This window comes from Altererythrobacter aquiaggeris, assembly GCF_037154015.1.
Lineage (GTDB): Bacteria > Pseudomonadota > Alphaproteobacteria > Sphingomonadales > Sphingomonadaceae > Aestuarierythrobacter > Aestuarierythrobacter aquiaggeris.
On sequence record NZ_JBANRL010000001.1, the window covers coordinates 1399751 to 1425755 of the forward strand.

The window sequence follows — 26005 nt, forward strand, 5'->3', positions numbered from 1 at the left end:
AACTCAATTAGCCATGAAAGCCAGCTCCGGGCAGCTTGCTATGAATTGCCTTGGACTTAGCAATATCAGCATCATACTTGTCTAAGCCTTTGCCTAGCTGAGTAATGCCGCGCATATAACCGGAATAAGCTTGCTTCCAGCGAGCATCAGCTTTTGTCAGGCGCTCAAGATCAGCAACACCGGCAGGGTTGGCTTTAGTGTGGGCGCGCAACCTAATGCTTTCGCGTTGCTCGCTGTTGAGGCCAGTAATCAATTCAGGCGAGTTGATTAATATTGCAATTGTCCGGCCATCATCGCTGTCCAACATTTTTGCGATTTCAGCCATCTTATCACTTTGCGATAACCCATAAAACGCGCCTGTAACGGCATTGATATAGAGCGGGTCAACTTCTGTGAGGTTAGCATCAGCATCAAGTTGCTTCATTGTTCGCTTAATCGCGTTCGCAAGCCCTGTGCCCACATTATTGAGGATGCTAATGGCTGTCTTGTCTGTGTCTTCAATTTTGACTTTAACGTCCTGCGCGTGTTGAGCCGGGGTAACTGTGGGAAGCCGGTTAACTCGCACATCATCGACATAGCCAAGCAATTCTTCAATGCGCCCGCCACCATCAAAAGCCGCTTTAAGCTCCGGGATATTGCTAGGGTTATCCTCATAGCCAAACTTGTTCAGATGATCGGACACACGCGCATTGCCATCGGTGCCTTTTGGAAAGACAGGTGCGAGTTCATCATTGAATTTAAAATTTGGGTTGGTAGCCATTTCAGTAATTCCTTTGGGTTTGTCGGACAATGAGTCCGCCGATTAACGTTGTAATTGTTTCATAAATTGCGCAAAAATAGCCATTGGCCATTCTTCACCCTTACATTCATCATTTGTGTCATTTTCTCCTTCAAGTATTGATTGAATAACTCTAGTAAGACTTTCTAATAGTGTTGTAATTATTGGAGCCTTTTTCGTTTCTGATAAATATGGGGAGAGGTTATTAAGCCCTCCCCATAATATATACGTAGTATATATAGGTGTGTGTGAGCGGTCCTTTTCTGCGAGTTAGCGGTGGGTCGGCGATAGTGTGAGCGGGTGGTCGGCGGGAGGGTCGGCGGAAACTAATCGCAAGCCAGATCGGTCTTTACCCTGCTCTGCATCACGCCAGAGAAAGCCACGTTCGATAGCTTTTAACTTAAAAAGCCGCTCCATAGCTTCTTCAAGCCGGGGCTTTCCGATGCTATTACTTATCGCCATTTTTGAGAATATTGTGGGAGCAAAAGTCCGACAATGAAGTTCGGAGACAGCTCGTTTTTGGTTCAAACGTTCACGCAAACAATTCAGAAATACTTCATTGTCTCCATTATCCTGAACTTTTTTTGCAATCTCTTTTGCAACATCAGGTTCTAAATCCTGATCGCGAACGAACGAGCCGCTATGCCAACGGAAAGTTATGTTATCGCCAGCGCGGCCATAGTTGGACTTTGCCCTAGTCAGGATGCGAGCGTCCCTGTCAGGGATTAGGCCATCGGATAATGTGGGGACCGCTAAGAACAGCCGCGAACGAACCTGATTTTCCCAAGCGGTGGAGCCGGAATAACCATCACCAGACTTATTAGGATGGCCAATCAGGACGATGGCCGCGCCAGTTTCAGCCGCCAATCCGTTTAGCAAATTTTGGAATGATGCGACTTGGTGACGATTGTTTTCATCGCCAGAATAAAAGTGAGCAACGTTATCCAGAACGACATAAGAAGCGCCCATTGTTTTGATGTTTCGCTCTAGCCAGTGATAACCCGGAGCAACGGTCATTTTGCCGTTGCGGTCGAACGTTGCCAGCTCATTGTCGATTGCCCCTGCTAGCGAGACAATGCCCATTTGACCTTTGAAGGCTGACAGGTTCACCCCTAGCGAAGCTGCAATGGTCAACTGGCGGCGCTGAAGCTCGCCGGTATCGTCCTCGCACGTGACATAAAGCGAAACGCCTCTGGTCGTCGCTTGGCCAAGGCACGGCTGGCCAAGGGCTACAGTGCTGCACATGAGCTGGCTTAGGAGCGACTTACCGCTACCGCCGGCACCAGTGAAAAAGGTAAGCTGGCCAGCCAACACGAAGCCAGAGATTGCATATTGTAAAACAGGCGGCGCAACACCGGCCCACATACTAACATCGAGAACTTGCGGTTCATTGGCTGTTTCAGGAAAGAACTTATTGCCGTTTACGGTAAAGCCACTTGCGGCTTGATCTAGCGGCAATTCATTGAATGCGCCTTCAATCGTGCGCTGCCGGTAGTCTTTCCGGGATTGCGTTTTTTGGCGGTCGCCTGCGGGGCTAGCAAGCCAAATGCGTTCAACTTGGGCGCGGTTGCCAGATAAGCGAGCAAGCACATTGCATAGCTCCATATCACCCGCGCTATGGTCACCGCGATGCGAGCTTAGATCGCCGTGATAGAGAGCGTTGCGCGCCGGGTCGCTACAAAGTTGCGCGACAATGTCCGTATCGCTTTGTGAAGCCTCTCTGTCGGGCTGTATGCCAGCCGCGTTCGCCTTTTCGCCGCCCATTTCGTTGAAGAGCAGCGATGCCAATTCTTGACGTTCTTCAATCCCAACATTGTGAACGACATTGCCTGTCATTGTAGCGTAGCGTTCGTGCGGATACAGCTCAACTTTATCGCGCCGCCGCCCATGTGGAAGGTTGGCTTTGACGATAATGTGAACGCCAGTGCCTGAAGGGCTTAGTTCAGTGTAACTGTTGAATTCTTCGACAATCAGCTTTTGCTGTTCGACTTTGTGAGCGTCGCCTTTGGGATCATCAAGATCAATAAAGCAATAAGGGTCATTTTCGGTAAAGACAAAACCAATGCCAAATCGGGGATTATTAGATGCAACGTTCGCCGCAGTTGTATAATCAGACCAATCATTAGCATTTGTTACACTAGCTTTTTCGCCAGTAATCGGATTAAACGGGACTTTATTGGATTTATCAAATAACACCCATTGATGATACTCGCGCAATTCTTCCGGAATATTCGAATGCGCTTTCCCTATAGGCGCACCGACGCTATCAGCACCGGGCGGCTGCGCAGTCGCTGAAAAATGTGTGGAGCATGGCCCCGGAGCGTTATCCCTTGTCGCTGCGGGGTTTTCATTATCGGCCATCTTAAGCAGCCGCCGCTTCTTCGAGCTTTTTCGCAATGAAAGCCTGAATGTCGGATTGGGCAATAAGTGTCTTTCCGCCAAGTTTTACCCGGCGCAATTCTCCCGATTTCATCATTGAATAAATTAAAGTGGTGCCAACGCTAAGTTGCCTTTTAGCCTCGTCGACCGAGAGCAAACTATCTGGCATGGTCGTTCCTTCCAATTGAAGGCCCGCCAAAACGAAAAAGTGGCGGCGGGCTGTGAATGCCGCCACCCCCTAAGGGTTACTCGGATAGTCGGCCTTGCCCCTATCCAGCTGCTGAAATCGAATTTGCCCGTCAGTTCAGTTCGTGTCAAACGAAAATAGGCGAATTAATAAGAATAAATTCCTAAATTGTCTATCAACGGCTTATTTCTGCCATTCCTGAAGGCTATTTTATTTTATTCAACAATACTACATTATCAATGCCAAGTAAAAAGCTGCCCCAAACATTCATTAGTTCAATGCGTTTATCATAGTATTTAGTTCTAAGGTAAGCTGCTTCAGTTGCATTAGTGTTTGCGTGATTAAGTGCAGCTTCAGCGACTTTATCAGGAAAGTTGGTTGCTTCAGCAATCCAGTCGCGGAATGAGCTACGCGCAATTCCATGAGCGGTAACGCCGGGATACGCCGCCTTCAGCACTTTATTGACAGCAACATCGGAGATTAAACCACTCCTGCCACCACGAAACACGAGATCATTGTGGGCAGATTTATCAGCGGCAAGTTGCTCTAGGATTTCGACAGCTTCAGAATTCAATGGGACATTGTGGCCATCACCATTTTTTGCGCGTTCACCGGGCAATCGCCAGACCTTTTCAGCCAAGTCTATTTCTGCCCACAATAGGCCGCGCACTTCCATTGATCGCGCCGCCGTTAGAATTGAAAACCGCAAAGCCAGTGCAGAGACAACTTCAGGTTTGTCGCGAAGCTTGGCCATGATCGCCGGGACTTCACGCCAAGGTGGAGCTGCATGGGGCTTCAGCTTGCCTTTATCTTTGGCGACCTTTCTAGGCGACACATTGCCAAAGCTGATTTTCAGGTTGCCTTGCCATCTAGCCGGGTTGCTGCGGTCAATTTCGAGTTCGTGAAAGGCATAATCTAAGATTGCTTCAATGCGCATTCTGACACGGCTGAAGGTTTCAATTTTGCCATCATCCCACAATGGTTTAATTGTCCGCTTCACATCATCGCGGGTTATGTCAGCCGCCAGCTTGCTGCCGATTTCAGGATAGACATAATCGCGCAACGTGTTGCGCCATTGCTGGCGATGCTTTGGGTTGCTCCAATTCTTTTCAGCTTCAGCTACATATTCTTCAGCGTAGGCTTGGAAAGTCTGCCCAAGCGAATCAGCACAATCAAGCTCATTCAACTTTCGCGGGTCGCGACCTTCAGCAATTTCAGTGCGCAATTCATCTTTGAGTTCGCGAGCTTTGGCCAAACTGATTTCAGGGTAAGAGCCAAGACCGATTTCGATAACTTTGCCGCGAGTTTCAGCATCAGCCCAAGTTGCGGTTTGGGCAACTTTGAACCTGAAAAGCCAGCTTTCACCTTTGCCACGAAAGCGAATATAGAGGTTTTCACCATCAGAAAGCTGTTTATCAAGCCCTTTACCGGACATTGCCTTAAGCTTTTTATCCGTAAGTAACTTAGAAGCCATGATATTTGCCACCTTTCGCGCCAGCCCAATTATTTACACAAACCCTTACACGAGAGTTTGGCAGTAGGCGTAACTAGGCGAAAAGCTATGAAGCTCTGCGAAAGCAAAAGTCAAGGTTTTCTGCGGTTTTTGGGGATTTTGGGAGGTTTTTGGCGGACAGGGTGGGATTCGAACCCACGGTGGGCTTGCACCCACGCCGGTTTTCAAGACCGGTGCATTCGACCACTCTGCCACCTGTCCGCGCGGGAAATGCCGCTAGCGCCCAATTGCGCGCTTGTCACCACCATCTTGGCATATTCTGCTGCGCGGTGCAGTTCATCTAGATATGTAACGCCTTGCCATAGGCGCTCAATACGCTCTCATGCATCATCTCGCTCAAGGTGGGATGCGGGAAGATTGTCTGCATCAATTCTGCTTCGGTTGTCTCCAGCGTTTTCCCAATAGTGTAGCCCTGAATCAACTCGGTCACTTCTGCGCCGATCATGTGCGCGCCGAGTAGCTCGCCGGTCTTGGCATCGAACACCGTCTTGATAAAGCCCTCTGCCTCGCCCAGCGCGATGGCCTTGCCATTGCCGATAAAGGGGAAGTTACCGACTTTCAGCTCGTATCCCGCATCTTTCGCCTTTGCCTCGGTCATGCCGATGCTGGCGATCTGCGGGTGGCAATAAGTACAGCCCGGAATGTTGTTGCGGTCCAGCGCGTGCGGGTGAACATCCTTGTTCCCCAATTCCTGAGCAATCGCCTCGGCCGCCGTTACACCCTCATGGCTGGCCTTATGCGCGAGCCAAGGTCCGGGCACGCAGTCTCCGATTGCCCAAAGACCCTTGGCGCCTGTGCGGCCGAAATCGTCGATCTGGATAAAGCCGCGGTCCATTTCCGTTCCCTGTTCCTCCAACCCGATGTTTTCGGTGTTGGGCTGTATTCCGATGGCGACGATGACATGGCTGTACTCTCCGGATGTGACCTTGCCATCCTTGCCCTTGATCTTGGCGGTCACGCCCGCTGCGCCGGCCTCCAGACCTTCAATCCCGGTGCCGGTCATAATGGTCATACCCTGCTTTTTAAGCGCTTTTTCGAGGAAGGCCGACACTTCCGCATCCTCGACAGGCACCACCCGGTCGAGCATTTCCACGACGGTCACTTCCGCACCCATGTCATTATAGAAACTGGCAAACTCGATCCCGATTGCGCCCGATCCGATCACCAGCAACTTGCTTGGCATTTCGGTCGGCGTCATCGCATGGCGATATGTCCAGATGCGCTTCCCGTCAGCGGGAGCGAACGGGAGGTTGCGTGCCCGTGCGCCCGTTGCGACGATGATATGCTTGGCGGTGAGCGTTTCGGTGCCCTTCTCGCCCATCACTTCCAGCTTGCCCGGGCCGGCCAACCTGCCCTCGCCCATGTGAACCGCAATCTTGTTCTTTTTCATCAGGTGCCCGATGCCCTGATTGAGCTGTTTGGATACGCCGCGCGACCGCTTCACCACCGAATCCAGATCGGCGGTGATATGCTTGGCTGCGAGGCCATAATCCTTTGCGTTCTTCATATAATGGAAGATCTCTGCCGAACGCAGCAGCGCCTTGGTCGGGATACATCCCCAGTTGAGACAGATACCGCCCAGCAGCTCGCGCTCGACAATTGCGACCTTGAGCCCGAGCTGCGCTCCGCGGATTGCCGCGACATAGCCGCCGGGTCCGGATCCAAGAACGATCATGTCATAATGCTCAGACATTACTTACTCCGCATCATTTGCTGTTAGCGCAGGCTCTTCAACCGCATCGCTCACCGGACGCGGGCGGTCGGAATCGTCGAGCAGCACGAATTTGAAGGTCCCATTGGCTACCATGGTGGTCGCTTCGCCATTACGCTCGCGGGCAATGGCTTCGGCGGCGATAGTAAGCGATGTGTTGCCAATATGCGTGATATCGCAAAAAACGGACAGCTCGTCGCCCACCGCCATAGCGCCGGGAAAGGCAAAATCGGTTGCGCTCACCACCACGGCCTTCCCCTGCCCCCGCCGCGAAGCAAGCGCCCCAGCGCCAAGCGCCATTTGCGCCATGAGCCATCCGCCGAACACGCCGCCATAAGGGTTGGTGTCGGCAGGCATCGCGGTGACCCGGATCAGGGGGGTACGATCAGACATCAATCCCTCCTGGAGAAAATCGCCTTGCGATCAAAAGCCACACAACGGATGTCAAACCACCGGCGAAACCGCCAAGCAGGGCCTCCGGAAAATCTTGAGAAAGGCCAACAAGCATAGCAGCTCCGGCAATTGTCGAAGTGGCAATCACGGCCAGATTTATGCCCGCTCCGTTCAGCATCCGTCTTGCCAGGGAATAGGTAGGCCAAACCACAGCGAACGTACCGAAAAGCGTAAATGGAACGACGAAGAATGCCATTCCGATCGACCTTTCGAGGTCCAAAAACCGGGAATCGCTTGCCGGAGTCACCAATACAATCGCGATAAACAGACCGCTTATCAATGCCACAACCAACGAAAGAAGGACGCGAATAAACATTTGCACCCCCTAGGCTACCAATCCCAGCGGTGCCTCGACCAGTTCCTTGAACACCTTCATAAGTTCCGCACCATCCGCGCCGTCAATTGCGCGGTGGTCGAAGCTGCCCGTGGCGCTCATCACGGTGGCAACATCCAATGCGCCTTCGACAACATAAGGGCGTTTCTCGCCAGCGCCGACAGCCAGAATCATCGCCTGCGGCGGATTGATGACAGCGTCGAATTGTTTGATACCAAACATCCCCAGATTGCTGAGGCTGGCGGTACCCCCCTGATATTCGTGCGGCTGCAATTTTCCGTCGCGCGCTTTGCCCGCAAGGTCTTTCATCTCATTCGAGATTTGCGAAATGCTCTTGTTCGCCGCATCAACGATGATCGGAGTGATAAGGCCGGAAGGCGCCGCGACAGCGACCGAAATATCGGCCCGGCTGAACTTGCGCAATTCTTCGCCCGCAAAGCTGACATTACACTTTGGAACGCGGACCAGCGCCTTTGCCAACGCTTTGATCAGCAAGTCGTTGACCGACAGTTTGACCCCTTCTCCTTCCAGAGCAGAATTGAGTTCGCTGCGAAGTTTGAGCAGCTTGTCGAGCTGCACATCGACGGTCAGATAAATGTGCGGAATCGTCTGCTTGGCTTCTGTCAAACGTTTGGCGATTATCTTGCGAACATTGTTAAGTTTTTCAGCTTCGTACGGAATACCGAAATCGGTGGCTTCGCCGGACGGTGCAGCGCGTTGCGAAGTGGCGGTGTCCGCCGATTTGGCTACCCCTGCCTTAGCTCCCTCAACATCAGCCTTCACAATCCGGCCATTGGGACCAGAGCCCGATATCGAATCCAAATCGATGCCGCGATCAGCCGCCAAACGTTTGGCCAAAGGCGAAGCGACAACCCGGTTGCCCGCAGCTTGCGGCTTTAGTGAAAGATCGGGCGCGGCTACGCCATCTGGCTGCGTCCTCAACTTATCCTCGTCCAGAGACAGCTTTGCTTTGGCAACTGATTCAGTTTTAGCCGGAGCAGCAGCGGCGGCAGATACATTCTCGCCGTCAACAGCCAGCATGGCAATTACGGCGCCCACAGGCACGCCTTCAGTGCCTTCGGCTACAGCGATTTTGGCGATTACGCCCTCATCGACGGCCTCGAACTCCATCGTGGCCTTGTCAGTTTCAATTTCGGCCATGATATCGCCAGCGACGACCGTATCGCCTTCCTTGACGAGCCACTTTGAAAGCGTGCCCTCTTCCATCGTGGGCGAAAGTGCGGGCATTTGAATTTGAATCGGCATGTATCGAGCTGGCTTTCCGTAGCGTCGCAGATGTTACGCACCTGTTGGCCAATTTGCGCCTCGGGGGCAAGGTTCTTGCACTGAATACGTTTTCAAGTGATATTCTTCCATCAAGGGGAAAGTCGCGATGCGCATTTATCTGGTTATCATGGACGAGACTGACGAGGCGACCAAAGCTGTTCGCTTTGCATCGCGCCGCGCACTTGCAGTTGGCGCCCGGTTGCACATACTTGCCTTGGTTACCCCGCAGAATTTCAACGCATTTGGCGGCGTTCAGGCGACCATCGAACAGGAAGCGCGTGATCGTGCGGAGGCGCTCGCGATGGGCGCGGCTGGATCGCTGTTCGACGAAAGCGGCCGCATGCCAACCATCGCGGTCCGCGTCGGAGAAGGACAGTCTGTCATTCGTGAATATCTGGCGAACGAACCCGACGTTGCTGCGCTGGTTCTGGGTGCGGCTGCGGAATCAAACCCCGGTCCGCTCGTAACCCATTTCTCGGCAGTATCCGGGCAGCTCCCCTGCCCTTTGATCATTGTGCCGGGCGGGCTTACCGATGAAGAAGTTGACGTTGTTTCGATTGCCGACTGATGGGGCTGTGTAGATTATTTTTTTCGTCCCTGATGGCGGATGTTGCCGGGCCGGCCGCGCTTGCCTTGCGCGTGTCGCTGCTTCGCGCGTGCGTGTTTCCCGCCCTTGCCAGATCCGTCCTTGCCGCCGGGCCCGCGGCCCTTGTGCGCTGCACCGGCGCGTCTGTTGCCGCCGCTTGAAACCGGATTGCCGCTTTCATCCAGCACTTCGAATTTAAGGGCTCCGGTCAAAGGGTTCGCTTCGCCGAGCCTTAGTTTCAGCCGGTCACCAGCCGAATATGTCAAACCGCTGCGCTCACCTATCAATGACTGTGCAGCCTCGTCATAGCGGAAGAAATCATTGCCCAGCGTGGACACTGGCACCAGTCCATCCCCGCCTAACCCGATAATCGTTGCAAAAAAGCCGAAGTTCTGGACGCCGGTAATCCGTGTCTCGAAATCTTCACCGACGCGCGCTGAAAGCCAGGCGGCCACATACCGGTCGATTGTGTCGCGTTCGGCCTCCATTGCCCGCCGCTCCGTCTTGCTGATTGCTTCGCTGATTTGACCAAGATCGTCACGATCCTTCTCGGACAAACCGGATAGCGCAGGGATTTTCGACTTTGGCCGGGGTTGTTCCAGGCCGAATGAATCCACCAATGCGCGGTGCACCAGCAGATCGGCATAGCGGCGGATCGGTGATGTGAAATGGGCGTAACTGCCGAGCGCGAGGCCAAAATGTCCCGCATTGCCCGGTCCGTAATAGGCCTGCGTCTGGGTGCGCAAAACCGCTTCCATAACCAGCGCCTTCTCGGTCTCGTCGGTGACATCTTTCAGCATACGGTTGAACAAGCTGGGCGTGACCACCTGACCCAGCGCAAGGTCTTTGCCCGACGCAGCGAGAAACTCTTTCAGTGCGACGAGTTTTTCGCGGCTTGGCGTCTCATGAACACGGTAAACAACGGGCGCCTTTTTGCTCTCTAACGCTTTCGCGGCAGCGACATTGGCGGAAATCATGAAGTCTTCGACGACGCGGTGTGCATCAAGCCGTTCGCGCACCGCAATCTCGGTTATCTTGCCCTGGTCGTCCAGCATCACGTTGCGTTCGGGCAAATCCAGTTCCAGCGGGTCGCGATCGGCGCGCGCAGATGCGAGCGCTTTCCAGCAGTTCCACAGGTTTGTCAGTTCTTCACCGGCCTTGCCGCTGTCGATCCGTTCCTGCGCATCCTCATAGGCCATGACTTCCGCGATTCTGACGATTGCGCGCGTGAAGCGGAAGTCGCTGACCTTGCCCCCCGCGCTGACTTTCAAGTGACACACCATCGCCGCGCGGTCGTCTCCTTCGCCCAGCGAGCATACATCCGCGCTCAGTATTTCGGGAAGCATCGGGACAACACGGTCGGGAAAATACACGGAGTTGCCGCGCTTACGTGCCTCCCGGTCAAGTTCGCTGCCGGGGCGGACATAATAGCTGACGTCCGCGATCGCGACGATGGCCTGAAACCCGCCCTTCCCATCAGGTTTTGCCCAGATCGCATCATCATGGTCGCGGGCGTCCGCCGGGTCGATTGCAATGATTGGCAAATGGCGCAAATCCTCGCGGTGTTCGGTGCTTAACGGTAGCTTTGCCGCAACTTGCGCCTCGTCGAGCGTTTCCTGCTGGAACACATTGGGAATACCATGTTTCGAGATTGCAATCAGGCTAAAGCTTTTGGGCGCCAGCGGATCACCAAAAATTTCGATTACCTTGACACCCGCCCGCGGTGACTTTCCCGCAGCTTCGGCCTGAACCAACTGTCCTTCTTCAGCCCCGCCAAGGTCCGCAATAGGCGACGCGTTGCGCACCCGTTTGTCGACGGGTGCAAGCCAGGGCTTCCCGGCCCCGTCAATTTCCACAACCCCCATCATACCTTCGCCCTCAACCGGGAGCTTTTTCATGACGAAAGCGCGTATGCCATTGCCGGCCTCTTCGGTGCGCGCGAGAATTCTGTCGCCTTTGCGAACCGTATGGCCCTTCTTCTTCTCGACGATCCTGATCCGTGGCGGCGGCGCGCCATCGTCCGGCTTCCATGTCTCGGGTACCGCAAATGCTTCCCCGTCGGCGATTTCGACAACCCGCAACACGGTCACTTTGGGAACGCCGCCCATCCGGTGATACGCACTGCGCCGGCCGTCTATCAGACCTTCTTCAGCCATATCCTTGAGCAAGCTTTTAAGCTTGATCTTTTCTTGACCTTTCACGCCAAAAGCTTTCGCAATTTCGCGTTTTCCGCTTGGCGTTTCGGCCGTTCTGATAAAATCGAGGATCTGCTCGCGCGATGGCAAGCCTTGAAATGTTTGTTTGCGTGGCATCAACGCTATATGGGCGGCGCCCACAGGTGCTGCAATGGGCGCCGGGAACGGATACCCCGATGATGCGCTGTCAAGCGATGGACGCGACAATTCTAGGACACCAGGCGGGTCGTCGCGACGCGTTGGCCCACGCTCGAATCCAGACAACCTACCGCTTAATGCATGGGCGGTTCGCTGATCTCGGCAATCCGGACCGTTTTACCGAGCTTGTTCAAATGCGGAAACTTCTCGACCGGGACCCGCGCATGACCCAGCGGTCCGACAAATTGAATGCCAAATCCATAGTCGGCGATGCGCTCGGTTATGAATGGATCATACCCACCAAGTGGCAAGGTACCCGGCTCCCGCGCCAAAATGAATTTTGCGGGCCGACAATCGTCAAATCAAGTCATGGCTGCAACCAGTATCACGTTATGCGCGAACCACCGTCGGCCCTCCAGTGGAACCTGTTGCGGGCACGTTCGGCGCGATGGATGCGCGGACCTTACGGCTATTGGCTTGATGAATGGTGCTACCGCGATGTGCCATTGGGCCTGTTGGCAGAAGGTCTGGTGGGCGATAGCGGCGCATTGCCTGTCGATTACAAAATCTACGTTTTTGGCGGCCGCGCAACGCACGTGCAGGTTCATCTCAACAGATCCGGGAATCACACCTGGATCCTTCACGACCGTGACTTTACAAAACTAGTTCCCCAACAATCAGGCGAAGCAGTGAAACCTGACAGTCTGCAAGATATGCTGGCTGCAGCCGAAGAACTTGCCCGCGGATTTTCCTTTGTCCGGGTGGATTTTTACGAGGTTGGCCGCAGACCATTGTTCGGAGAATTCTGCTTCTACCCAGGTTCTGGCCTGGATCCGTTCGCCGCCGACTGGGTAGATGCGGAACTGGGGCAATTATGGAAAGCGGCGCTCTAATAGGCTTTTGCTACAAATATACGCTCCACCGCAAGCTCACCGGTGAAAACACAGGGTCCGTCAGCCGGCTCGGCATCAATCGGGACATTGCGGATCGTCAGCTTCAAACTCTTCAATTGTTCGACAACTTTTTCCAGCGCATCGCCGCTTGGTTTGGCCCATTGCACTTCGACCCATCCCGGGAACTTTGTGTTTTTTGTGTAGAATTGCTTGAGCGCATCAAAACTGGATATGCCGCGCGTGATGTTCTGGTCCCGGCGCGCCGCCGCTGCTGCAAATAACCCCTGTTGAATTTCTTCAAGCAGCGATCCAATCGAAGATGCCGCATCATCACGCGGTGGCGAGGCAAAATCCGGCTTGCCGTTTTCGTCCCACAAGGCATCGCGCCTTAGCACACTTACTTTCCCACTTTCCATATCGCGGCCGCCGACCTCGATAATGACAGGGGCACCCTTGCGCACCCAGTCCCACCGTTTCGCGGCAGCTTTGCCGGGTTTCTTGTCCAGCAACACCCGGACTTTCTCGCCCAGGGCGGTCTGGCTTGCGATGGCTGCGTGCAATTCCTCGCAATAGGCAACCAGAGCTGCATCTTCGGGCTTGTCGCGCAGCATTGGCAAAATGACCACCTGCCATGGGGCGATGGCCGGCGGCACCTGCAGACCATCATCGTCGCCGTGGGTCATGATGACACCGCCGATCAGCCGCGTCGAAACTCCCCAACTGGTCGTATGGCACAACTGCTGGGCGCCGTCCCGGTCTTGATAGAGGATGCCCGACGCCTTTGCAAAATTGGTGCCGAGATAATGCGATGTGCCTGCCTGCAGCGCCTTGCCATCCTGCATCATCGCTTCGATGGACCATGTTTCGACCGCGCCAGGGAAACGTTCATTTTCCGGCTTCTCGCCAGCGATTACCGGCATTGCGAGATCATCTTCTGCACAAGCACGGTACACGTCGAGCATACGGAGCGTGTGTTCCCTCGCGCCATCCGCATCCGCATGGGCTGTATGACCTTCCTGCCAAAGAAACTCGCTGGTTCGCAAAAACATTCTGGTCCGCATTTCCCAGCGCACCACGTTAGCCCACTGATTGGTCAGGAGCGGCAAATCACGCCAACTCTGGATCCAGCGCGACATGGCATCGCCAATAATGGTTTCCGAGGTTGGCCGGACAACCAGTGGCTCTTCCAGCTTCGCTTCCGGATCAGGGATCAGTTTGCCGTCACTGTCAGCGATCAGGCGGTGGTGCGTGACGACCGCCATTTCCTTTGCAAAACCTTCAACGTGGTCTGCCTCACGCTCGAAATTGGAGAGCGGGATGAAAATCGGGAAATAGCAGTTTTCATGGCCGGTGGCTTTAATGCGGTCGTCCATCAGGCGCTGGATGCGTTCCCAGATTCCGAAGCCCCACGGTTTGATGACCATGCAGCCACGGACACCCGATTCTTCGGCCAGGTCTGCCGCGGATATAACGGCCTGATACCAGGCCGCGAAATCATCATCGCGTTTGACAGTCAGGGCATGGCGGATGTTGGACACGGTTACTGTTTCCTCGAGTTCGAAATCATTCGCCCGCGCCCTAGCCGCGTGCACGCAGCCAAGTCGAGCGCTGACTTCAGTCAGTCGCCCAGCTTGTCCAGCTTCTTCTGCATTTCTGCCATTTGCGCGCGCAACGATTCCAGTTCAGCATCGCGCTTCGCCTCGATATCGGTTTGCTTCTTGCTCCCGCGCGCACCGGGAAGGAAAGCATCCGTCGCCGCCTTGACCATCGCAAGATTTGTCTCGGCAAGTTTGGCAATCGGATTGGCACCGATGCCCGATTCAAAGGCCTCGCGCAGCTTGGCCTGATTATTGCGAAAATTCTTCATCGACGCTTCGAGGAATTGCGGCATCATCGCCTGCATCGAATTGCCATACATGCCTATCAGATCACGCAGGAATGAAACGGGCAGCATCTGTTCGCCGCCGCTGGCTTCTTCTTCCATGATTATCTGGGTCAGAATCGAATGGGTGATGTCGTCGCCGCTTTTCGCGTCCAATACCTGGAAATCGACCTTTCTGCGGGTCATTTCCGCAAGGTCATCCAGTGTGATATAACTTGACGAAGCGGTGTTATACAGCCTTCTGTTGGCATATTTCTTGATTGTAATCGTCTCGCCTTCAACATGGCTTCGCTTGGCCATTGAGCACTCCCTTATGCTGCGCAATTGCTGCAATGATGCTGCGCAATATCTTGGCTTAGCATCTGCAGCAATCGCAGTGCAACATAATGGTTCAATCCGGCACGGTTCGCTCGAACCTCTGGCCCAGCATGGTCAGCAATTCGTATTGCGAAATGCCCGACTGGGCAGATGCGGCGGGCAGATCATACGGAATATCCACAAAATCGCCCTCGCCGATATCGGGTGCGCCGCTGCAATCGACGACCACCATATCCATCGAAACCTTTCCGAGGACCGGCAGCGGGCAGCCTTCGGCCTCGAAGATAGCCTTACCGCCCCACGCCCGGAGAAATCCGTCGGCATAACCAATCGATACAACACCCACCCGCATATCGCACTGTGCGGTAAATCGGGCATTATAGCCCACGCTGTCACCGGCAGTCAGATTTCGCATCTGGATAATCATCGCCTGAAGTTTTACGACCTGGCGTATCCTGCCCGCGAGTTCGCTTCGTTGCACACCGCCGTAGAGCGATATGCCCGGACGGGTAACATCGAACAGATAGTCCGCGCCCAGTGCGATACCGGCACTATTGGCCAGACTAAGTTGTGCGGCGTTTATCTGGCTTGCTACACCGCGAAACTTGTTTAGCTGGGCAGCATTCATCGCACTGTCTTCGTCGGCACAGGCGAGGTGTGACATCAGGCACCGCACATCCAGGCTCGCCAACAGCGGGTCTGCACAGTCAGCGACGGGTATGCCGAGACGATTGATGCCGGTGTCCACCATCAAATCGCAGGCCCCTCCCCCGGTTTCAAGCCACAACTTCGCCTGAAAAATACTGTTGATCACCGGGATGACGCCGGTCGCTCTGGCATACTGCGCATCCTGGGAACTTATCGGACCATGAAGAACCGAAATCTGGTTAGCCGGAACCATAGCCGCAACACCGGCCACCTCACCCCAATGCGCTACGTACCAGTGTTTACATCCGGCATCCCGGAGTGAGGGAACAACATTGCGGGTGCCCAGCCCATAGGCGTTTGCCTTGACGGCGGCTCCGGTGCTGGCGGTTCCAGATATTGCATCCAGCGCGCGCCAGTTTCCGGTCAGAGCATCCCGATCGATTATCAGCCGCAGAGTCGGCGTTATGCTATCAGGTTTCATTATCAGCAAAGTCGGTTGGCGGGCCGGATGGAAGCCCCCACACTGCGACAAGCAAGCCGAACGCCACCACTATCCAGGTGTACCAGAGCCCCGAATAGGCATTACCCGTGCTGGCCACGATATAGCCTGCGATAAGCGGTAAAAATCCGCCAAGATATCCTGCTCCGATATGATACGGGATCGACATTGAACTGTAGCGAATTCTGGGCGGAAACATCTCAGACAGCAATGCCGCAACCGATCCATAGGTCAGCGCCGAAAGCGCACCCATGCCCAGAAGCAGCAAGATTATTCCAATGATATTGCCCAGCGGCGGTGTCTGCCTGGAGAAGTCGTAGCCATTCGTTTCCAGCAAGCGGGTCAGCGTCAATTTGCGCTGCGACGAATCCTCCCAGTCGATAGTCCCGGTTGAAAGATCGTTATCCTTACCGCCGATGGTCATGACAGTCGGGCCGGCCTGCGCCGAAGTGCTTCCACCCGGTGCGATATCATAGGGTATGCCAAGCGCACTCAGATCTTGCAGCAAAATGCCGCACTGTGTTGACTGCGTTTCGGCAAAGGGATCATATTTGCACGCGGTTCCCGACACGACAACAGGCGCTTCTCGGGCGCTCGTTTTCAAGCCGGGATTGGCAAGCGCTCCGATGCCCCAGAACACCGGGAAAAGTAGCAACAACGTGAGGACCGCGCCGACAACGATCGGTTTTTTGCGACCGACCTTGTCCGACCAGCGGCCGACAATAAGATAAAACACCATCGACAGCGAACCTGCGATCAGCATGATGATTTCCACCAGCCCGTCTTCCATCCGCATCGGCCCTCGCAAAAACGCCAGTCCCGAAAAAAATGCGGTGTACCAGATTACCGTCAGGATTCCCGCGACGCCGAACAGGGCGACAAATATGCGCTTCTTGTTGCCGGGATAGGTGAAGCTTTCGATGAACGGATTTCCTGCCGTTTCGCCCGCGTCTTTCATTGCCTGAAACACCGGGCTTTCGCTCAATTTCAAGCGCATCCAGAGTGATATACCCAGCAGCACAATCGACAGCAGGAACGGGACACGCCAGCCCCAAGCAGCAAATTCATCGGCTGGAATTAACATCCGGCAAACGATTACGACCAGAATCGAGAGAACAAATCCGCCCACCACGCTGGCTTGAATAAATGCGGTATAGAACCCGCGTTTTTCAGGTGGAGCGTGTTCGGCCACGTAAATTGCGGCTCCCCCATATTCGCCGCCGAGCGCAAGACCCTGCAAAATCCGTAGCAGGATCACAATGATCGGTGCTGCGATACCGATGCTCGCGGCGCTGGGGATCAATCCCACACCGGCGGTAGCCACGCCCATCAGCGTAACCGTGACGAGAAAGGTGTATTTCCGGCCCAGTTTGTCGCCCATATAACCAAACAGGATTGCGCCTATCGGGCGAAAAGCAAACCCGATCGCAAAAGTTGCCCAGGTCAGCAATACCGCCAAAGTTGCATTGTCCGAGGGGAAAAACGCTTGCGAGATTATCGCGTAGAGCGTTCCATAAATGAAAAAATCATACCATTCGAACACCGTGCCGGCGGAAGATGCAGCGATGACAAGCCGTATTTCCTTCTGCGTGGGTTCGCGCATGGTGCCACTGCTTGTCTGGATTGCTGCTGCGTCTGTCATTCACCCTCCCGGTATGCGGGGGTTGTTACCGCTGCACTCGCAAATTGCAAAGCGCTTCGCTCGCCGCTCTCCACGAAAGCATCACGGCCCCGTGCCTTGCGGGGTAATTTCTGACCTCATCGAGCAGATGCAAGTCCGGCCAATGCGGTAGGGCTGCGGCACCGGCAAGCCATGCCGCCACATTACCGGACGCTTCGACTATCTGGGCAGGGGACTTGCCCACCGCATGGCGCGCGAAAATCGCGGCTCCTGCCTGACCCATCGCGCAGGCCGAAACGGTCATGCCAAGTCTGCCGATGCCTGTATTCCCATCGATCTCGAAACCGGCGAGGATCGCACTGCCGCAACTTTGCGAGCGCGCTTCGGAAATATAAGGCAGTGATGGGTTAAAAGGATAGTCAGCAAGCTCTGTTGTCAACCCAAGCACAACGGGTGTGTAGAGCTTTACGCTCATTCCGGGCTTTCAAGAGTTTCAGGTTCTTGGCGTAACCGCTCGCGTCGTTCCTCGATCAGATGGACCAGAGCTTTGGAACTGGAGTCCACAAAAGTGTAACTTCTGGCCGAACTGATCCACGTCGGACGCCCTTTTTCGCCCCAAACGGTATCATAACCTAGCACCAGAACCGAAAAGCCCAGCACAATAATAATCATGCCTTTGATCACTCCAAACCCGAAGCCCAGAACACGGTCGATGGGACCAAGAATTGAATTTCGTGAGGCCTTGCCGACATTCCCGGCGATCAACTTCATCGCGGCATAGGGGATCAGGAGCAATGTCGCGAATGCGAGAACCGCAGCACCCGATGGCGTGCCGATACGCGGCAAAAGCCATTCAGTGAACGGTGTGTGCAAATAATGGATCGCGAAAAGCGCCAGAATCCACGACGCAAGCGAAAACACTTCCTGGACAAACCCGCGCATGAAGCCGCCAATCGCCGCGACGCCCACAATTACCAGAACGATGATGTCCAAGCCTGTCATACCCTGGCTCGATATTAGCTTGCCATTATCCGGTCAACGAGATCGGGCAATCTTTTCATCACACGGTAGCTAAGGCCGGTTGTCCCGCCGGACGGTTCTTCCGGACCATATCCTGTTGAAAAGCCTAACTTTGCCGCTTCTTTAAGCCGAAGTCCGCCATGCGCCACGGGCCGTATCTCGCCTGCCAAAGAAATTTCGCCCTGCCACACCGAATTGCCGGTTAACGGCTTATCAGCCAACGCAGAGACCAATGCGGCCGCCACGGCAACGTCTGCCGCGGGATCGGCAAGCCGGTATCCGCCCGCCACGTTGAGATAGACTTCCGCACTGCTGAAATTAAGCCCGCAGCGCGATTCGAGAACCGCCAGAAGCATGGCCAGCCGGCTACTGTCCCAGCCGACCACCGATCGGCGCGGCGTTGCACCGCTTTGTAGCCGGACTATCAGTGCCTGGATTTCGACCAACACAGGACGCGTTCCCTCGACCGCAGGGAACACTGCACTTCCCGCCAACGGTTCACCTTGTCCTGACAGGAACAATGTCGAAGGATTGCCAACCTCCTCCAAACCGTCGCCTGCCATTGCGAAGACACCGATTTCATCGACCGCACCAAACCGGTTCTTGAGTGCGCGCAGGATGCGATACTGGTGGCTCCGCTCCCCTTCAAAGGCCATGACGACATCGACCATATGTTCGAGCACGCGCGGTCCGGCAATCGAACCGTCTTTCGTAACGTGTCCGACCAGCACAAGTGCGCAACCGCTTTCCTTGGCATAGCGGATCAGTTCAAACGCACAGCCGCGCACCTGGCTGACGGTGCCCGGTGCTCCCTCGATCGTGTCGGAATGCATGGTCTGGATCGAATCGATCACCAGCAACGCGGGGGTTTCCATATTGCCCAGCGTCGTGAGAATATCCCTGACAGATGTGGCCGCCGCCAGTTTCACCGGCGCATCCGCCAGACCCAGTCGTGCAGCTCGCATACGGACCTGGCCCGATGCTTCCTCACCGCTCACGTAAACCGCGCCCCCGCCATCCTTGGCGACCTTGGCTGCTGCTTGCAGAAGCAAGGTCGATTTACCGATACCCGGATCACCGCTCATCAAAATGGCGGAACCTGGCACCAGCCCGCCGCCAAGCGCCCGGTCAAACTCGGCCAGCCCGGTTGCCCGCCGCTCGAGCGGCACGCTCGGCGCATCTAGCGGCACGAATTCCACCGGCCTGCCGCCGCTCGACAAATCATGTTTTTGTGAAAACACGGTCGCCGGCGCATCCTCCGCCAGCGTGTTCCACTCACTGCAATCGGCACATTGCCCCTGCCAGCGGTGCGATACGCCTCCACAAGCCTGGCAGATATAGCGTCGTTTGGTTTTGGCCATCACCATCCGATAGTAGGAACGGAACGGGAACGCAATTGCCTTTGTCAGCGCAATTGGGCACAACACGGTCATGCGGCAAAAGGAACTCAGAATTGCGCTGGTATGTTACGGCGGGGTAAGTCTGGCCGTGTATATGCACGGCGTTACAAAAGAGCTCTGGAAGCTGGCACGTGCGAGCCGCGCGTTCCATTCCGAAGACCACCTGCCCGTTGGCGCAGAAGGCATCTACAATGAACTGCTGTGCCATATCGAGGCGGAGCGTGATCTGAAACTGAGGGTCCTTCCCGACATTCTCACCGGCGCAAGCGCAGGCGGGATCAATGCAGTTTTCCTCGCCCAGGCCATTCACTCCGGCCAGTCGCTCGAACCGCTTACCGATCTCTGGCTCGAATATGCCGACGTCGAGGCGCTGACCGATCCGGACGCCGTGCCGTGGTCCAGAGTTGCCAAGCTGTGGGCGATGCCACTGGTTGGCTGGCTGCTGCGGCGCCCGGGGAACATGGTGTCCGACAGCGTGGCGAGCGAAACCCGCGAAGAAGTTCGCGGCAAAATCAGCAGGCTGGTACGCGGCCGGTGGTTCGAACCGCCATTTTCTGGGCTGGGGTTTTCGAAACTGCTTTGCAATGCGCTGGATTCGATGGCCCGGGAGAACGCCGATGCGCCTTTACTGCCGCCCAACCATCCGATCGACCTGTTTGTAACTGCAACCGACTTTCGCGGTTACCTGGAGCTTCTACGTCTTAACAGTCCGCCGGTTGCAGAAGAAAGCGAGCACCGCCTGCCGGTAAGTTTTCGCGGCCGGGTCCCGCGTGAGGGCGGCGTGAATCTGGCCGATCCGCTGGAACTGACATTGGCTGCGCGCTCCACCGCAAGCTTCCCGGGCGCGTTTCCGCCGCTGCAACTTTCGGAAATAGACCGGCTGGCCGCTGCCACCGGCCGGCAATGGACAGGCCGGGCTGATTTTCTTGAACGGATCATGCCGGTGCACGTCAAACACGGCAACGTGGACAATGTTTCTCTCATAGACGGTTCGGTGCTGATTAACGCACCTTTCGGCGGCGCCATTTCGGCGCTCAAAGGACGCCCGGCCCAGCGCGAAGTCGATCGGCGGTTCGTATATATCGACCCGCGGCCCGACCGGTTCGGCACGCAGCACAAGGAAAAACGTGGCGCCAAAGTCGGATTTTTCTCGGCAATACTGGGATCGCTTTCCACCCTTCCGCGCGAACAACCCATCCGCGATAATCTGGAAGAAATCGAGGCGCAATCACTGGAAGCCGAGCGTATGCGGCGGATAGTGAATGCACTGCGTCCGGAAGTAGAATCGGCAGTTGAGCGGCTGTTTGGCCGAACGCTGTTTCTTGATAAGCCGACACCAAAGCGGTTGAAGAGCTGGCGGAACAAAGCCCAGCAAGCGGCTGCGGAACAGGCGGGCTATCCATTTCATGCCTATGCGCAGACGAAGTTTGACGGGATTGTCCAGCGCCTCGCCCGCGTAACGATGCAGGCCGCACCTCATCTTATGATGACGGATCCGATGCTGATCGAACAACGGCTTCGCAGTGAACTGGCTGCGCGCGGGTTGGACAATCTGGGTGCACCCGCCGGCGGCGCTTCGCCCGAGGCAATCGTGTTCTTTCGCGAACATGACATTGGTTTCAGAATTCGCCGTCTGCGTCTGATCGCGCGCCGTTTGTCACGCGAATGGGAGACCGATCCGATGCTGAGCGACGGCGACGGCGATACCGCGCGCGAGGCCATATTCGCAATACTTTCCCTGTATTTTGAACGGGAAGGCGCGGCTTACATGAGCGAGAGCTTTGGCGAGATAGCCAATAACGTCCTCACGAATCCCGGCGCAGTACTCGATGCGTTTTCTGGGCAGCGCGAACTGGTTGAGATCGACGATCAGGCAGAACAGATGCTGGCTGTCGCTTTGGCGGGGATGTCCAGGGAATTGCGGCGGCGCGTGCTGCTCGCCTATCTAGGTTTTCCGTTTTACGATGTCGCCACGCTACCGCTTTTGCGTAACGAAGGACTTACCGAATTTGACCCGATCAAAGTCGACCGGATTTCGCCGGATGATGCGATTTCGATCCGCGCGGGCGGAACGCTGGCCACCCTGCGCGGCACCGAATTTTATAATTTCGGCGCCTTTTTCAGCCGCGCTTACCGGGAAAACGACTATCTATGGGGTCGGCTTCACGGCGCGGAGCGAATGGTCGATCTTGTATGCTCGACCGTTGACGAACCGCTCGACGCAGAAATGGTTGCCAACTTCAAGAAAAGGATATTTTTGGCGATTCTGACAGAGGAAGAAGGTAGGCTAACCGCAGATAGCAATCTTGTCCCGACGGTACGCGGCGAAGTTGAAGAACAGCTGGGGTAATCCGATTGAGACGCTTAACTGCCAAATGCATCCTTGATCTTGTCGAAAAACCCGCGACATTCAGGGCTTTCTTCGCCAGTCTCGCTTTCCTGGAATTCCCGGAGTAGTTCCTTTTGTCTGGCGGTCAGTCTGGTTGGTGTTTCGACTGCAATTTCCACCACAAGATCGCCGCGACCGCGCCCTTGTAGCACGGGCATACCAGCGCCGCGCTTACGCAGCTGCTTGCCGCTCTGAATGCCGGCAGGAATCTCGATCGAATGCGTATCTCCGCCCGGATCAGGTATCTCGACCGTTCCGCCCAGCGATGCGGTGCTGAAGCTGATCGGCATCCGGGTTACCAGGGTCGTGCCTTCGCGTTCGAAAACACCGTGCCGCTGAATATGCAGGAAAATATACAAGTCGCCCGGAGGCGCACCTTGCGGTCCGGCCTCGCCCTTACCCGACAAGCGGATCCGCGTGCCGGTATCGACACCGGGCGGGATATTGACATCCAGTTTCTGGGCAGCGTCAACCGCGCCCTCGCCCCGGCAGTTCTTGCACGGGGATTCGATGATCTCGCCGCGCCCGTGGCAAGTGGGACAAGCCCGCTCGACCACGAATAATCCCTGCTGCGCACGAACTTTCCCGTGGCCGTGGCAAAGGTTGCAAGTCCGCGTGCCGGTACCGGGTTCCGCTCCGGTGCCGGTACAGATGTCGCACTTTTGCGAGACTTCGATTTCGATCTGCGCGTCTTTACCGTGAAATGCTTCTTCAAGCGTAATTTCCATGTCATAACGCAAATCTGCGCCGCGGCGAGGTTGGCGTTGACCGCCTCCGCCGCCAAATCCGCCGCCGAATATGGTTTCGAAAATGTCGCCCAGATCTGAGAACCCGCCTTGCGGGCCGCCCCCTCCGCCGCCATTCATGCCTTGCTCGAAAGCAGCATGGCCATATCTGTCATAAGCCGCTTTTTTCTGCGGGTCTTTCAGACAGTCGTAGGCCTGGCTGATCGCTTTGAACCGCGCTTCGCTATCGGCATCGCCCGGATTGCGGTCAGGATGAAACTTCATCGCAAGTTTGCGGTATGACGATTTGATCGCCGCCCCGTCCGCATTTCGGGAGACTTCAAGCAAGTCGTAATAATCGATTTCGGTAGCCGGCACTTACACGGTCCCTTCCATAAAGGATGCCGCCCCCGATTTCGCGGAGGCGGCCCCTTTAGTCATCGCCGTCAGGCTTACGCCTTCGTATCTTCGCTGGCGCTTTCGTCCACTTCGGAGAATTCGGCATCTACCACATCTTCGTCAGCCTTGGCGGCCTCATCGGCAGCATCGGCATCACCAGCATCTCCGGCAGCAGCTTGTTCCTGCTCGTAAATCGACTGGCCCATCTTCATCGCGACTTCGGTCAGAGCCTGGGACTTGGCATTAATGGCATCCGCATCGTCGCCTTCGAGCGCTGTCTTGGCTTCAGCCAGCGCCGCTTCCACGTCGGCCTTGAGCGATGCGTCGATCTTGTCGCCATGCTCTTCCAGCTGTTTTTCAGTGGCATGGACAAGGCTGTCCGCATTGTTGCGCGCTTCGGCGCTTTCGCGGCGCTTCTTGTCTTCTTCCGCGAACTTCTCCGCATCCTGAACCATCTGATCGATGTCAGCTTCGTTCAGACCGCCAGACGCCTGGATCCGGATCTGCTGTTCCTTGCCGGTGCCCTTGTCTTTAGCCGAAACATTCACGAGACCGTTGGCATCGATATCGAAAGTCACTTCAATCTGCGGAACACCGCGCGGGGCTGACGGAATACCGATCAGATCGAACTGGCCGAGAATTTTGTTGTCCGCAGCCATTTCGCGCTCGCCCTGGAATACACGGATCGTCACCGCCTGCTGATTATCCTCAGCGGTCGAATAGGTCTGTGATTTTTTGGTCGGGATCGTGGTGTTGCGGTCGATCATACGGGTGAAAACGCCGCCCAGTGTCTCGATACCCAGCGACAGCGGGGTGACGTCGAGCAACAGAACGTCCTTGACGTCGCCCTGCAAGACACCTGCCTGAATGGCAGCACCCATTGCAACGACTTCGTCAGGGTTTACGCCGGTGTGCGGTTCCTTGCCGAAGAATTCTTCGACCACCTTACGCACCTTGGGCATACGGGTCATACCGCCAACCAATACAACCTCGTCAATCGCACTCTTGTCGATACCGGCGTCTTTCAGCGCTTTCTTGCAAGGCTCCAGCGTCCGCTTGATCAGCGCGCCGACCATCTTTTCAAGATCCGAGCGGCTGATGGTTTCCACCAGATGGAGCGGGGTCGAAGCGCCGCCTTCCATACGTGCAGTGATAAACGGCAGATTGACTTCGGTCGTCTGGGCAGAAGACAGTTCGATCTTGGCCTTTTCGGCAGCTTCGCGGAGGCGCTGCAAAGCAAGCTTGTCGGTCTTCAGATCCATGTTCTCTTTTTTCTTGAACTGGGCCGCAAGCCATTCGACGATTTCGGCATCGAAGTCTTCGCCGCCGAGGAATGTGTCCCCGTTGGTCGATTTCACTTCAAACACCCCGTCGCCGATTTCAAGAACGGAAATATCGAATGTACCACCGCCAAGATCATAAACCGCGATGGTCTTGCCGTCTTCCTTGTCCAGCCCATAAGCCAGTGCGGCTGCTGTCGGCTCGTTGATGATACGCAGCACTTCGAGACCGGCTATCTGGCCGGCATCCTTGGTTGCCTGACGCTGGGCATCATTGAAGTACGCAGGGACTGTGATGACAGCCTGCGTCACATTCTCACCAAGGTAGGCCTCGGCGGTCTCTTTCATCTTTTGCAGGATGAAAGCCGAAATTTGCGAAGGGCTGTACTTCTCGCCGCCGGCTTCGACCCATGCATCGCCGTTTTTGCCTTTGACGATGTCGTACGGAACCAGTTCCATGTCCTTTTTGGTCATGGGATCTTCAAACCGGCGGCCGATAAGGCGCTTGATCGCAAAGAGCGTGTTATCCGGATTGGTAACTGCCTGACGCTTGGCCGGCTGGCCGATCAGACGTTCGCCGTCTTTGGTGAAGGCAACGATCGAAGGCGTGGTACGCGCACCTTCGGAATTTTCAATAACCTTGGGCTTTCCGCCATCCATTACAGCAATACAGCTGTTGGTGGTTCCAAGGTCGATACCGATTACTTTAGCCATGGTTTCCCCATCTCACTATTCAATACTGGACGCCGGCATTGCCGCTTCCCAAAAAAAGGCGAAGCTGTCATGCGGCTCGATTACAGGCGGGATATAGGTGCGGTTTTGCTTGGCACAAGGGAAGCCAGCGACTACTTTTCGCAACAATCCAAAAAGGGACATTTTTATGAAAACGACGCTTTTGACCGCCACCGCTCTTGCATTTGCCACTCTCGGGCTGGCAGCTTGCGGGGAAACCGCAACAGAAACGCCTGGCGCACAGGTCGAGGGAATTCCCGGGGTTTCGGTTGAGAATGCGCGCCTGGTCCTCCCCGCTGTCGCCGGCAATCCGGGCGTCGTTTATTTCGATATCAAAAATGACGGCGAACGCGGTGTCGCCATCCGCAATGTTGATGTCGCGGCAGCGCAATCTGCACAGCTGCATGAAATGGCGGAGTGGGAACTCAAGATGCAGATGATGCCGATGGATCAGAAAATGGTTGAACCCGGCCAAACTGTCAGTTTTGAACCCGGCGCCTATCACGTCATGGCCAACGGCATTGCAGAAGGCACTGCCGCGGGTGGAACCACCGAAGTTACCTTGACCTTTTTAGGCGGCGACAAGATCAGCTTTCCGGCTGATGTCCGCGCCGCGGGTGAAGATCGCTGAACGAAAA

General features: G+C 55.6%; 22 protein-coding genes and 1 tRNA gene. 4 read left to right on the plus strand and 19 right to left on the minus strand.

The window, feature by feature from the left end:
* Positions 1-7: 7 nt before the first annotated feature.
* The 9 genes from WFP06_RS06840 to WFP06_RS06880 all read right to left on the minus strand — a co-directional run bounded on the left by WFP06_RS06840 (position 8) and on the right by WFP06_RS06880 (position 8621).
* Positions 8-760, minus strand: a complete 753-nt coding sequence (locus WFP06_RS06840; RefSeq protein ID WP_336986472.1) for a hypothetical protein — start codon at positions 758-760, stop codon at positions 8-10.
* Positions 761-1048: 288 nt separating this feature from the next.
* Positions 1049-3139: an AAA family ATPase gene (locus WFP06_RS06845; RefSeq protein WP_336986473.1), complete on the minus strand. Its 2091-nt coding sequence runs from the start codon at positions 3137-3139 to the stop codon at positions 1049-1051.
* A 1-nt stretch (position 3140) separates the two neighbouring features.
* Positions 3141-3326, minus strand: coding sequence for a helix-turn-helix domain-containing protein (locus WFP06_RS06850; RefSeq protein ID WP_336986474.1), 186 nt, complete (start codon positions 3324-3326; stop codon positions 3141-3143).
* A 223-nt stretch (positions 3327-3549) separates the two neighbouring features.
* The gene (locus tag WFP06_RS06855; RefSeq protein ID WP_336986475.1) at positions 3550-4818 is read right to left on the minus strand and encodes a tyrosine-type recombinase/integrase; all 1269 of its coding nucleotides are present in this window, start codon (positions 4816-4818) and stop codon (positions 3550-3552) included.
* A gap of 150 nt (positions 4819-4968) precedes the next feature.
* Positions 4969-5058 (minus strand) — tRNA-Ser (locus WFP06_RS06860).
* A 79-nt stretch (positions 5059-5137) separates the two neighbouring features.
* Complete coding sequence (gene lpdA, locus WFP06_RS06865) at positions 5138-6550, minus strand: dihydrolipoyl dehydrogenase (protein WP_336986476.1); 1413 nt, start codon at positions 6548-6550, stop codon at positions 5138-5140.
* 3 nt (positions 6551-6553) lie between these two features.
* Positions 6554-6961 carry an acyl-CoA thioesterase gene (locus WFP06_RS06870; protein WP_336986477.1) on the minus strand — a complete coding sequence of 136 codons (408 nt, stop codon included), beginning with the start codon at positions 6959-6961 and terminating at the stop codon, positions 6554-6556.
* Positions 6954-7337, minus strand: a complete 384-nt coding sequence (locus tag WFP06_RS06875; protein WP_336986478.1) for a hypothetical protein — start codon at positions 7335-7337, stop codon at positions 6954-6956. The genes WFP06_RS06870 and WFP06_RS06875 overlap by 8 nt, the downstream gene beginning before the upstream one ends.
* Positions 7338-7346: 9 nt before the next feature.
* Positions 7347-8621, minus strand: coding sequence for a pyruvate dehydrogenase complex dihydrolipoamide acetyltransferase (locus WFP06_RS06880; protein WP_336986479.1), 1275 nt, complete (start codon positions 8619-8621; stop codon positions 7347-7349).
* Between the two features lie 127 nt (positions 8622-8748).
* On the opposite strand from WFP06_RS06880, the gene WFP06_RS06885 reads away from it, so the two are divergent.
* Positions 8749-9210 carry a universal stress protein gene (locus WFP06_RS06885; protein WP_336986480.1) on the plus strand — a complete coding sequence of 154 codons (462 nt, stop codon included), beginning with the start codon at positions 8749-8751 and terminating at the stop codon, positions 9208-9210.
* Positions 9211-9224: 14 nt separating this feature from the next.
* On the opposite strand, the gene rnr is transcribed toward WFP06_RS06885, so the two are convergent.
* Positions 9225-11540, minus strand: coding sequence for a ribonuclease R (gene rnr, locus WFP06_RS06890; protein ID WP_336986481.1), 2316 nt, complete (start codon positions 11538-11540; stop codon positions 9225-9227).
* Positions 11541-11698: 158 nt separating this feature from the next.
* On the opposite strand from rnr, the gene WFP06_RS06895 reads away from it, so the two are divergent.
* A complete protein-coding gene (locus tag WFP06_RS06895) occupies positions 11699-12454 on the plus strand; it encodes an ATP-grasp fold amidoligase family protein (RefSeq protein WP_336986482.1) in 756 nt (251 codons plus the stop codon).
* Here the strand turns inward: WFP06_RS06895 and WFP06_RS06900 are convergent.
* From WFP06_RS06900 to radA, 7 genes are all read right to left on the minus strand, one after another.
* Positions 12451-13992 carry an aminoacyl--tRNA ligase-related protein gene (locus WFP06_RS06900; RefSeq protein ID WP_336986483.1) on the minus strand — a complete coding sequence of 514 codons (1542 nt, stop codon included), beginning with the start codon at positions 13990-13992 and terminating at the stop codon, positions 12451-12453. The two genes, WFP06_RS06895 and WFP06_RS06900, sit on opposite strands and share 4 nt — an antisense overlap.
* A gap of 80 nt (positions 13993-14072) precedes the next feature.
* Positions 14073-14636 carry a polyhydroxyalkanoate synthesis repressor PhaR gene (phaR, locus tag WFP06_RS06905; RefSeq protein ID WP_336986484.1) on the minus strand — a complete coding sequence of 188 codons (564 nt, stop codon included), beginning with the start codon at positions 14634-14636 and terminating at the stop codon, positions 14073-14075.
* A 91-nt stretch (positions 14637-14727) separates the two neighbouring features.
* Positions 14728-15783: an alanine racemase gene (gene alr / locus WFP06_RS06910; protein WP_336986485.1), complete on the minus strand. Its 1056-nt coding sequence runs from the start codon at positions 15781-15783 to the stop codon at positions 14728-14730.
* Positions 15773-17443: an MFS transporter gene (locus WFP06_RS06915; RefSeq protein ID WP_336986486.1), complete on the minus strand. Its 1671-nt coding sequence runs from the start codon at positions 17441-17443 to the stop codon at positions 15773-15775. Before WFP06_RS06915 ends, alr begins: the two co-directional genes overlap by 11 nt.
* A gap of 25 nt (positions 17444-17468) precedes the next feature.
* Positions 17469-17897 carry an iron-sulfur cluster assembly scaffold protein gene (locus tag WFP06_RS06920; protein ID WP_336986487.1) on the minus strand — a complete coding sequence of 143 codons (429 nt, stop codon included), beginning with the start codon at positions 17895-17897 and terminating at the stop codon, positions 17469-17471.
* Positions 17894-18424 carry a CvpA family protein gene (locus WFP06_RS06925; RefSeq protein ID WP_336986488.1) on the minus strand — a complete coding sequence of 177 codons (531 nt, stop codon included), beginning with the start codon at positions 18422-18424 and terminating at the stop codon, positions 17894-17896. The genes WFP06_RS06920 and WFP06_RS06925 overlap by 4 nt, the downstream gene beginning before the upstream one ends.
* A gap of 14 nt (positions 18425-18438) precedes the next feature.
* Positions 18439-19803, minus strand: coding sequence for a DNA repair protein RadA (gene radA, locus WFP06_RS06930; protein WP_336986489.1), 1365 nt, complete (start codon positions 19801-19803; stop codon positions 18439-18441).
* A 70-nt stretch (positions 19804-19873) separates the two neighbouring features.
* Here radA and WFP06_RS06935 point away from each other — a divergent pair, with 70 nt between their 5' ends.
* Positions 19874-22192 (plus strand): patatin-like protein, encoded by a 2319-nt coding sequence (locus tag WFP06_RS06935; protein WP_336986490.1) that lies wholly within the window; start codon positions 19874-19876, stop codon positions 22190-22192.
* Between the two features lie 14 nt (positions 22193-22206).
* Here the strand turns inward: WFP06_RS06935 and dnaJ are convergent, their stop codons facing one another.
* Positions 22207-23334 carry a molecular chaperone DnaJ gene (dnaJ, locus tag WFP06_RS06940; RefSeq protein WP_336986491.1) on the minus strand — a complete coding sequence of 376 codons (1128 nt, stop codon included), beginning with the start codon at positions 23332-23334 and terminating at the stop codon, positions 22207-22209.
* Between the two features lie 74 nt (positions 23335-23408).
* The gene (gene dnaK / locus WFP06_RS06945) at positions 23409-25349 is read right to left on the minus strand and encodes a molecular chaperone DnaK (RefSeq protein ID WP_336986492.1); all 1941 of its coding nucleotides are present in this window, start codon (positions 25347-25349) and stop codon (positions 23409-23411) included.
* 166 nt (positions 25350-25515) lie between these two features.
* Between dnaK and WFP06_RS06950 the strand changes: the two genes are divergently transcribed.
* The gene (locus tag WFP06_RS06950) at positions 25516-25998 is read left to right on the plus strand and encodes a copper chaperone PCu(A)C (RefSeq protein ID WP_336986493.1); all 483 of its coding nucleotides are present in this window, start codon (positions 25516-25518) and stop codon (positions 25996-25998) included.
* Positions 25999-26005: the final 7 nt, after the last annotated feature.

What these genes read in the sequence shown, in the direction of transcription:
- WFP06_RS06840 (WP_336986472.1), bottom strand. Translation starts at nt 760, where the DNA reads ATGGCTACCAACCCAAATTTTAAATTCAATGATGAACTCGCACCTGTC.
- WFP06_RS06845 (WP_336986473.1), bottom strand. Translation starts at nt 3,139, where the DNA reads ATGGCCGATAATGAAAACCCCGCAGCGACAAGGGATAACGCTCCGGGG.
- WFP06_RS06850 (WP_336986474.1), bottom strand. Translation starts at nt 3,326, where the DNA reads ATGCCAGATAGTTTGCTCTCGGTCGACGAGGCTAAAAGGCAACTTAGC.
- WFP06_RS06855 (WP_336986475.1), bottom strand. Translation starts at nt 4,818, where the DNA reads ATGGCTTCTAAGTTACTTACGGATAAAAAGCTTAAGGCAATGTCCGGT.
- lpdA (WP_336986476.1), bottom strand. Translation starts at nt 6,550, where the DNA reads ATGTCTGAGCATTATGACATGATCGTTCTTGGATCCGGACCCGGCGGC.
- WFP06_RS06870 (WP_336986477.1), bottom strand. Translation starts at nt 6,961, where the DNA reads ATGTCTGATCGTACCCCCCTGATCCGGGTCACCGCGATGCCTGCCGAC.
- WFP06_RS06875 (WP_336986478.1), bottom strand. Translation starts at nt 7,337, where the DNA reads ATGTTTATTCGCGTCCTTCTTTCGTTGGTTGTGGCATTGATAAGCGGT.
- WFP06_RS06880 (WP_336986479.1), bottom strand. Translation starts at nt 8,621, where the DNA reads ATGCCGATTCAAATTCAAATGCCCGCACTTTCGCCCACGATGGAAGAG.
- WFP06_RS06885 (WP_336986480.1), top strand. Translation starts at nt 8,749, where the DNA reads ATGCGCATTTATCTGGTTATCATGGACGAGACTGACGAGGCGACCAAA.
- rnr (WP_336986481.1), bottom strand. Translation starts at nt 11,540, where the DNA reads ATGCCACGCAAACAAACATTTCAAGGCTTGCCATCGCGCGAGCAGATC.
- WFP06_RS06895 (WP_336986482.1), top strand. Translation starts at nt 11,699, where the DNA reads ATGCATGGGCGGTTCGCTGATCTCGGCAATCCGGACCGTTTTACCGAG.
- phaR (WP_336986484.1), bottom strand. Translation starts at nt 14,636, where the DNA reads ATGGCCAAGCGAAGCCATGTTGAAGGCGAGACGATTACAATCAAGAAA.
- alr (WP_336986485.1), bottom strand. Translation starts at nt 15,783, where the DNA reads ATGAAACCTGATAGCATAACGCCGACTCTGCGGCTGATAATCGATCGG.
- WFP06_RS06915 (WP_336986486.1), bottom strand. Translation starts at nt 17,443, where the DNA reads ATGACAGACGCAGCAGCAATCCAGACAAGCAGTGGCACCATGCGCGAA.
- WFP06_RS06920 (WP_336986487.1), bottom strand. Translation starts at nt 17,897, where the DNA reads ATGAGCGTAAAGCTCTACACACCCGTTGTGCTTGGGTTGACAACAGAG.
- WFP06_RS06925 (WP_336986488.1), bottom strand. Translation starts at nt 18,424, where the DNA reads ATGACAGGCTTGGACATCATCGTTCTGGTAATTGTGGGCGTCGCGGCG.
- radA (WP_336986489.1), bottom strand. Translation starts at nt 19,803, where the DNA reads ATGGCCAAAACCAAACGACGCTATATCTGCCAGGCTTGTGGAGGCGTA.
- WFP06_RS06935 (WP_336986490.1), top strand. Translation starts at nt 19,874, where the DNA reads ATGCGGCAAAAGGAACTCAGAATTGCGCTGGTATGTTACGGCGGGGTA.
- dnaK (WP_336986492.1), bottom strand. Translation starts at nt 25,349, where the DNA reads ATGGCTAAAGTAATCGGTATCGACCTTGGAACCACCAACAGCTGTATT.
- WFP06_RS06950 (WP_336986493.1), top strand. Translation starts at nt 25,516, where the DNA reads ATGAAAACGACGCTTTTGACCGCCACCGCTCTTGCATTTGCCACTCTC.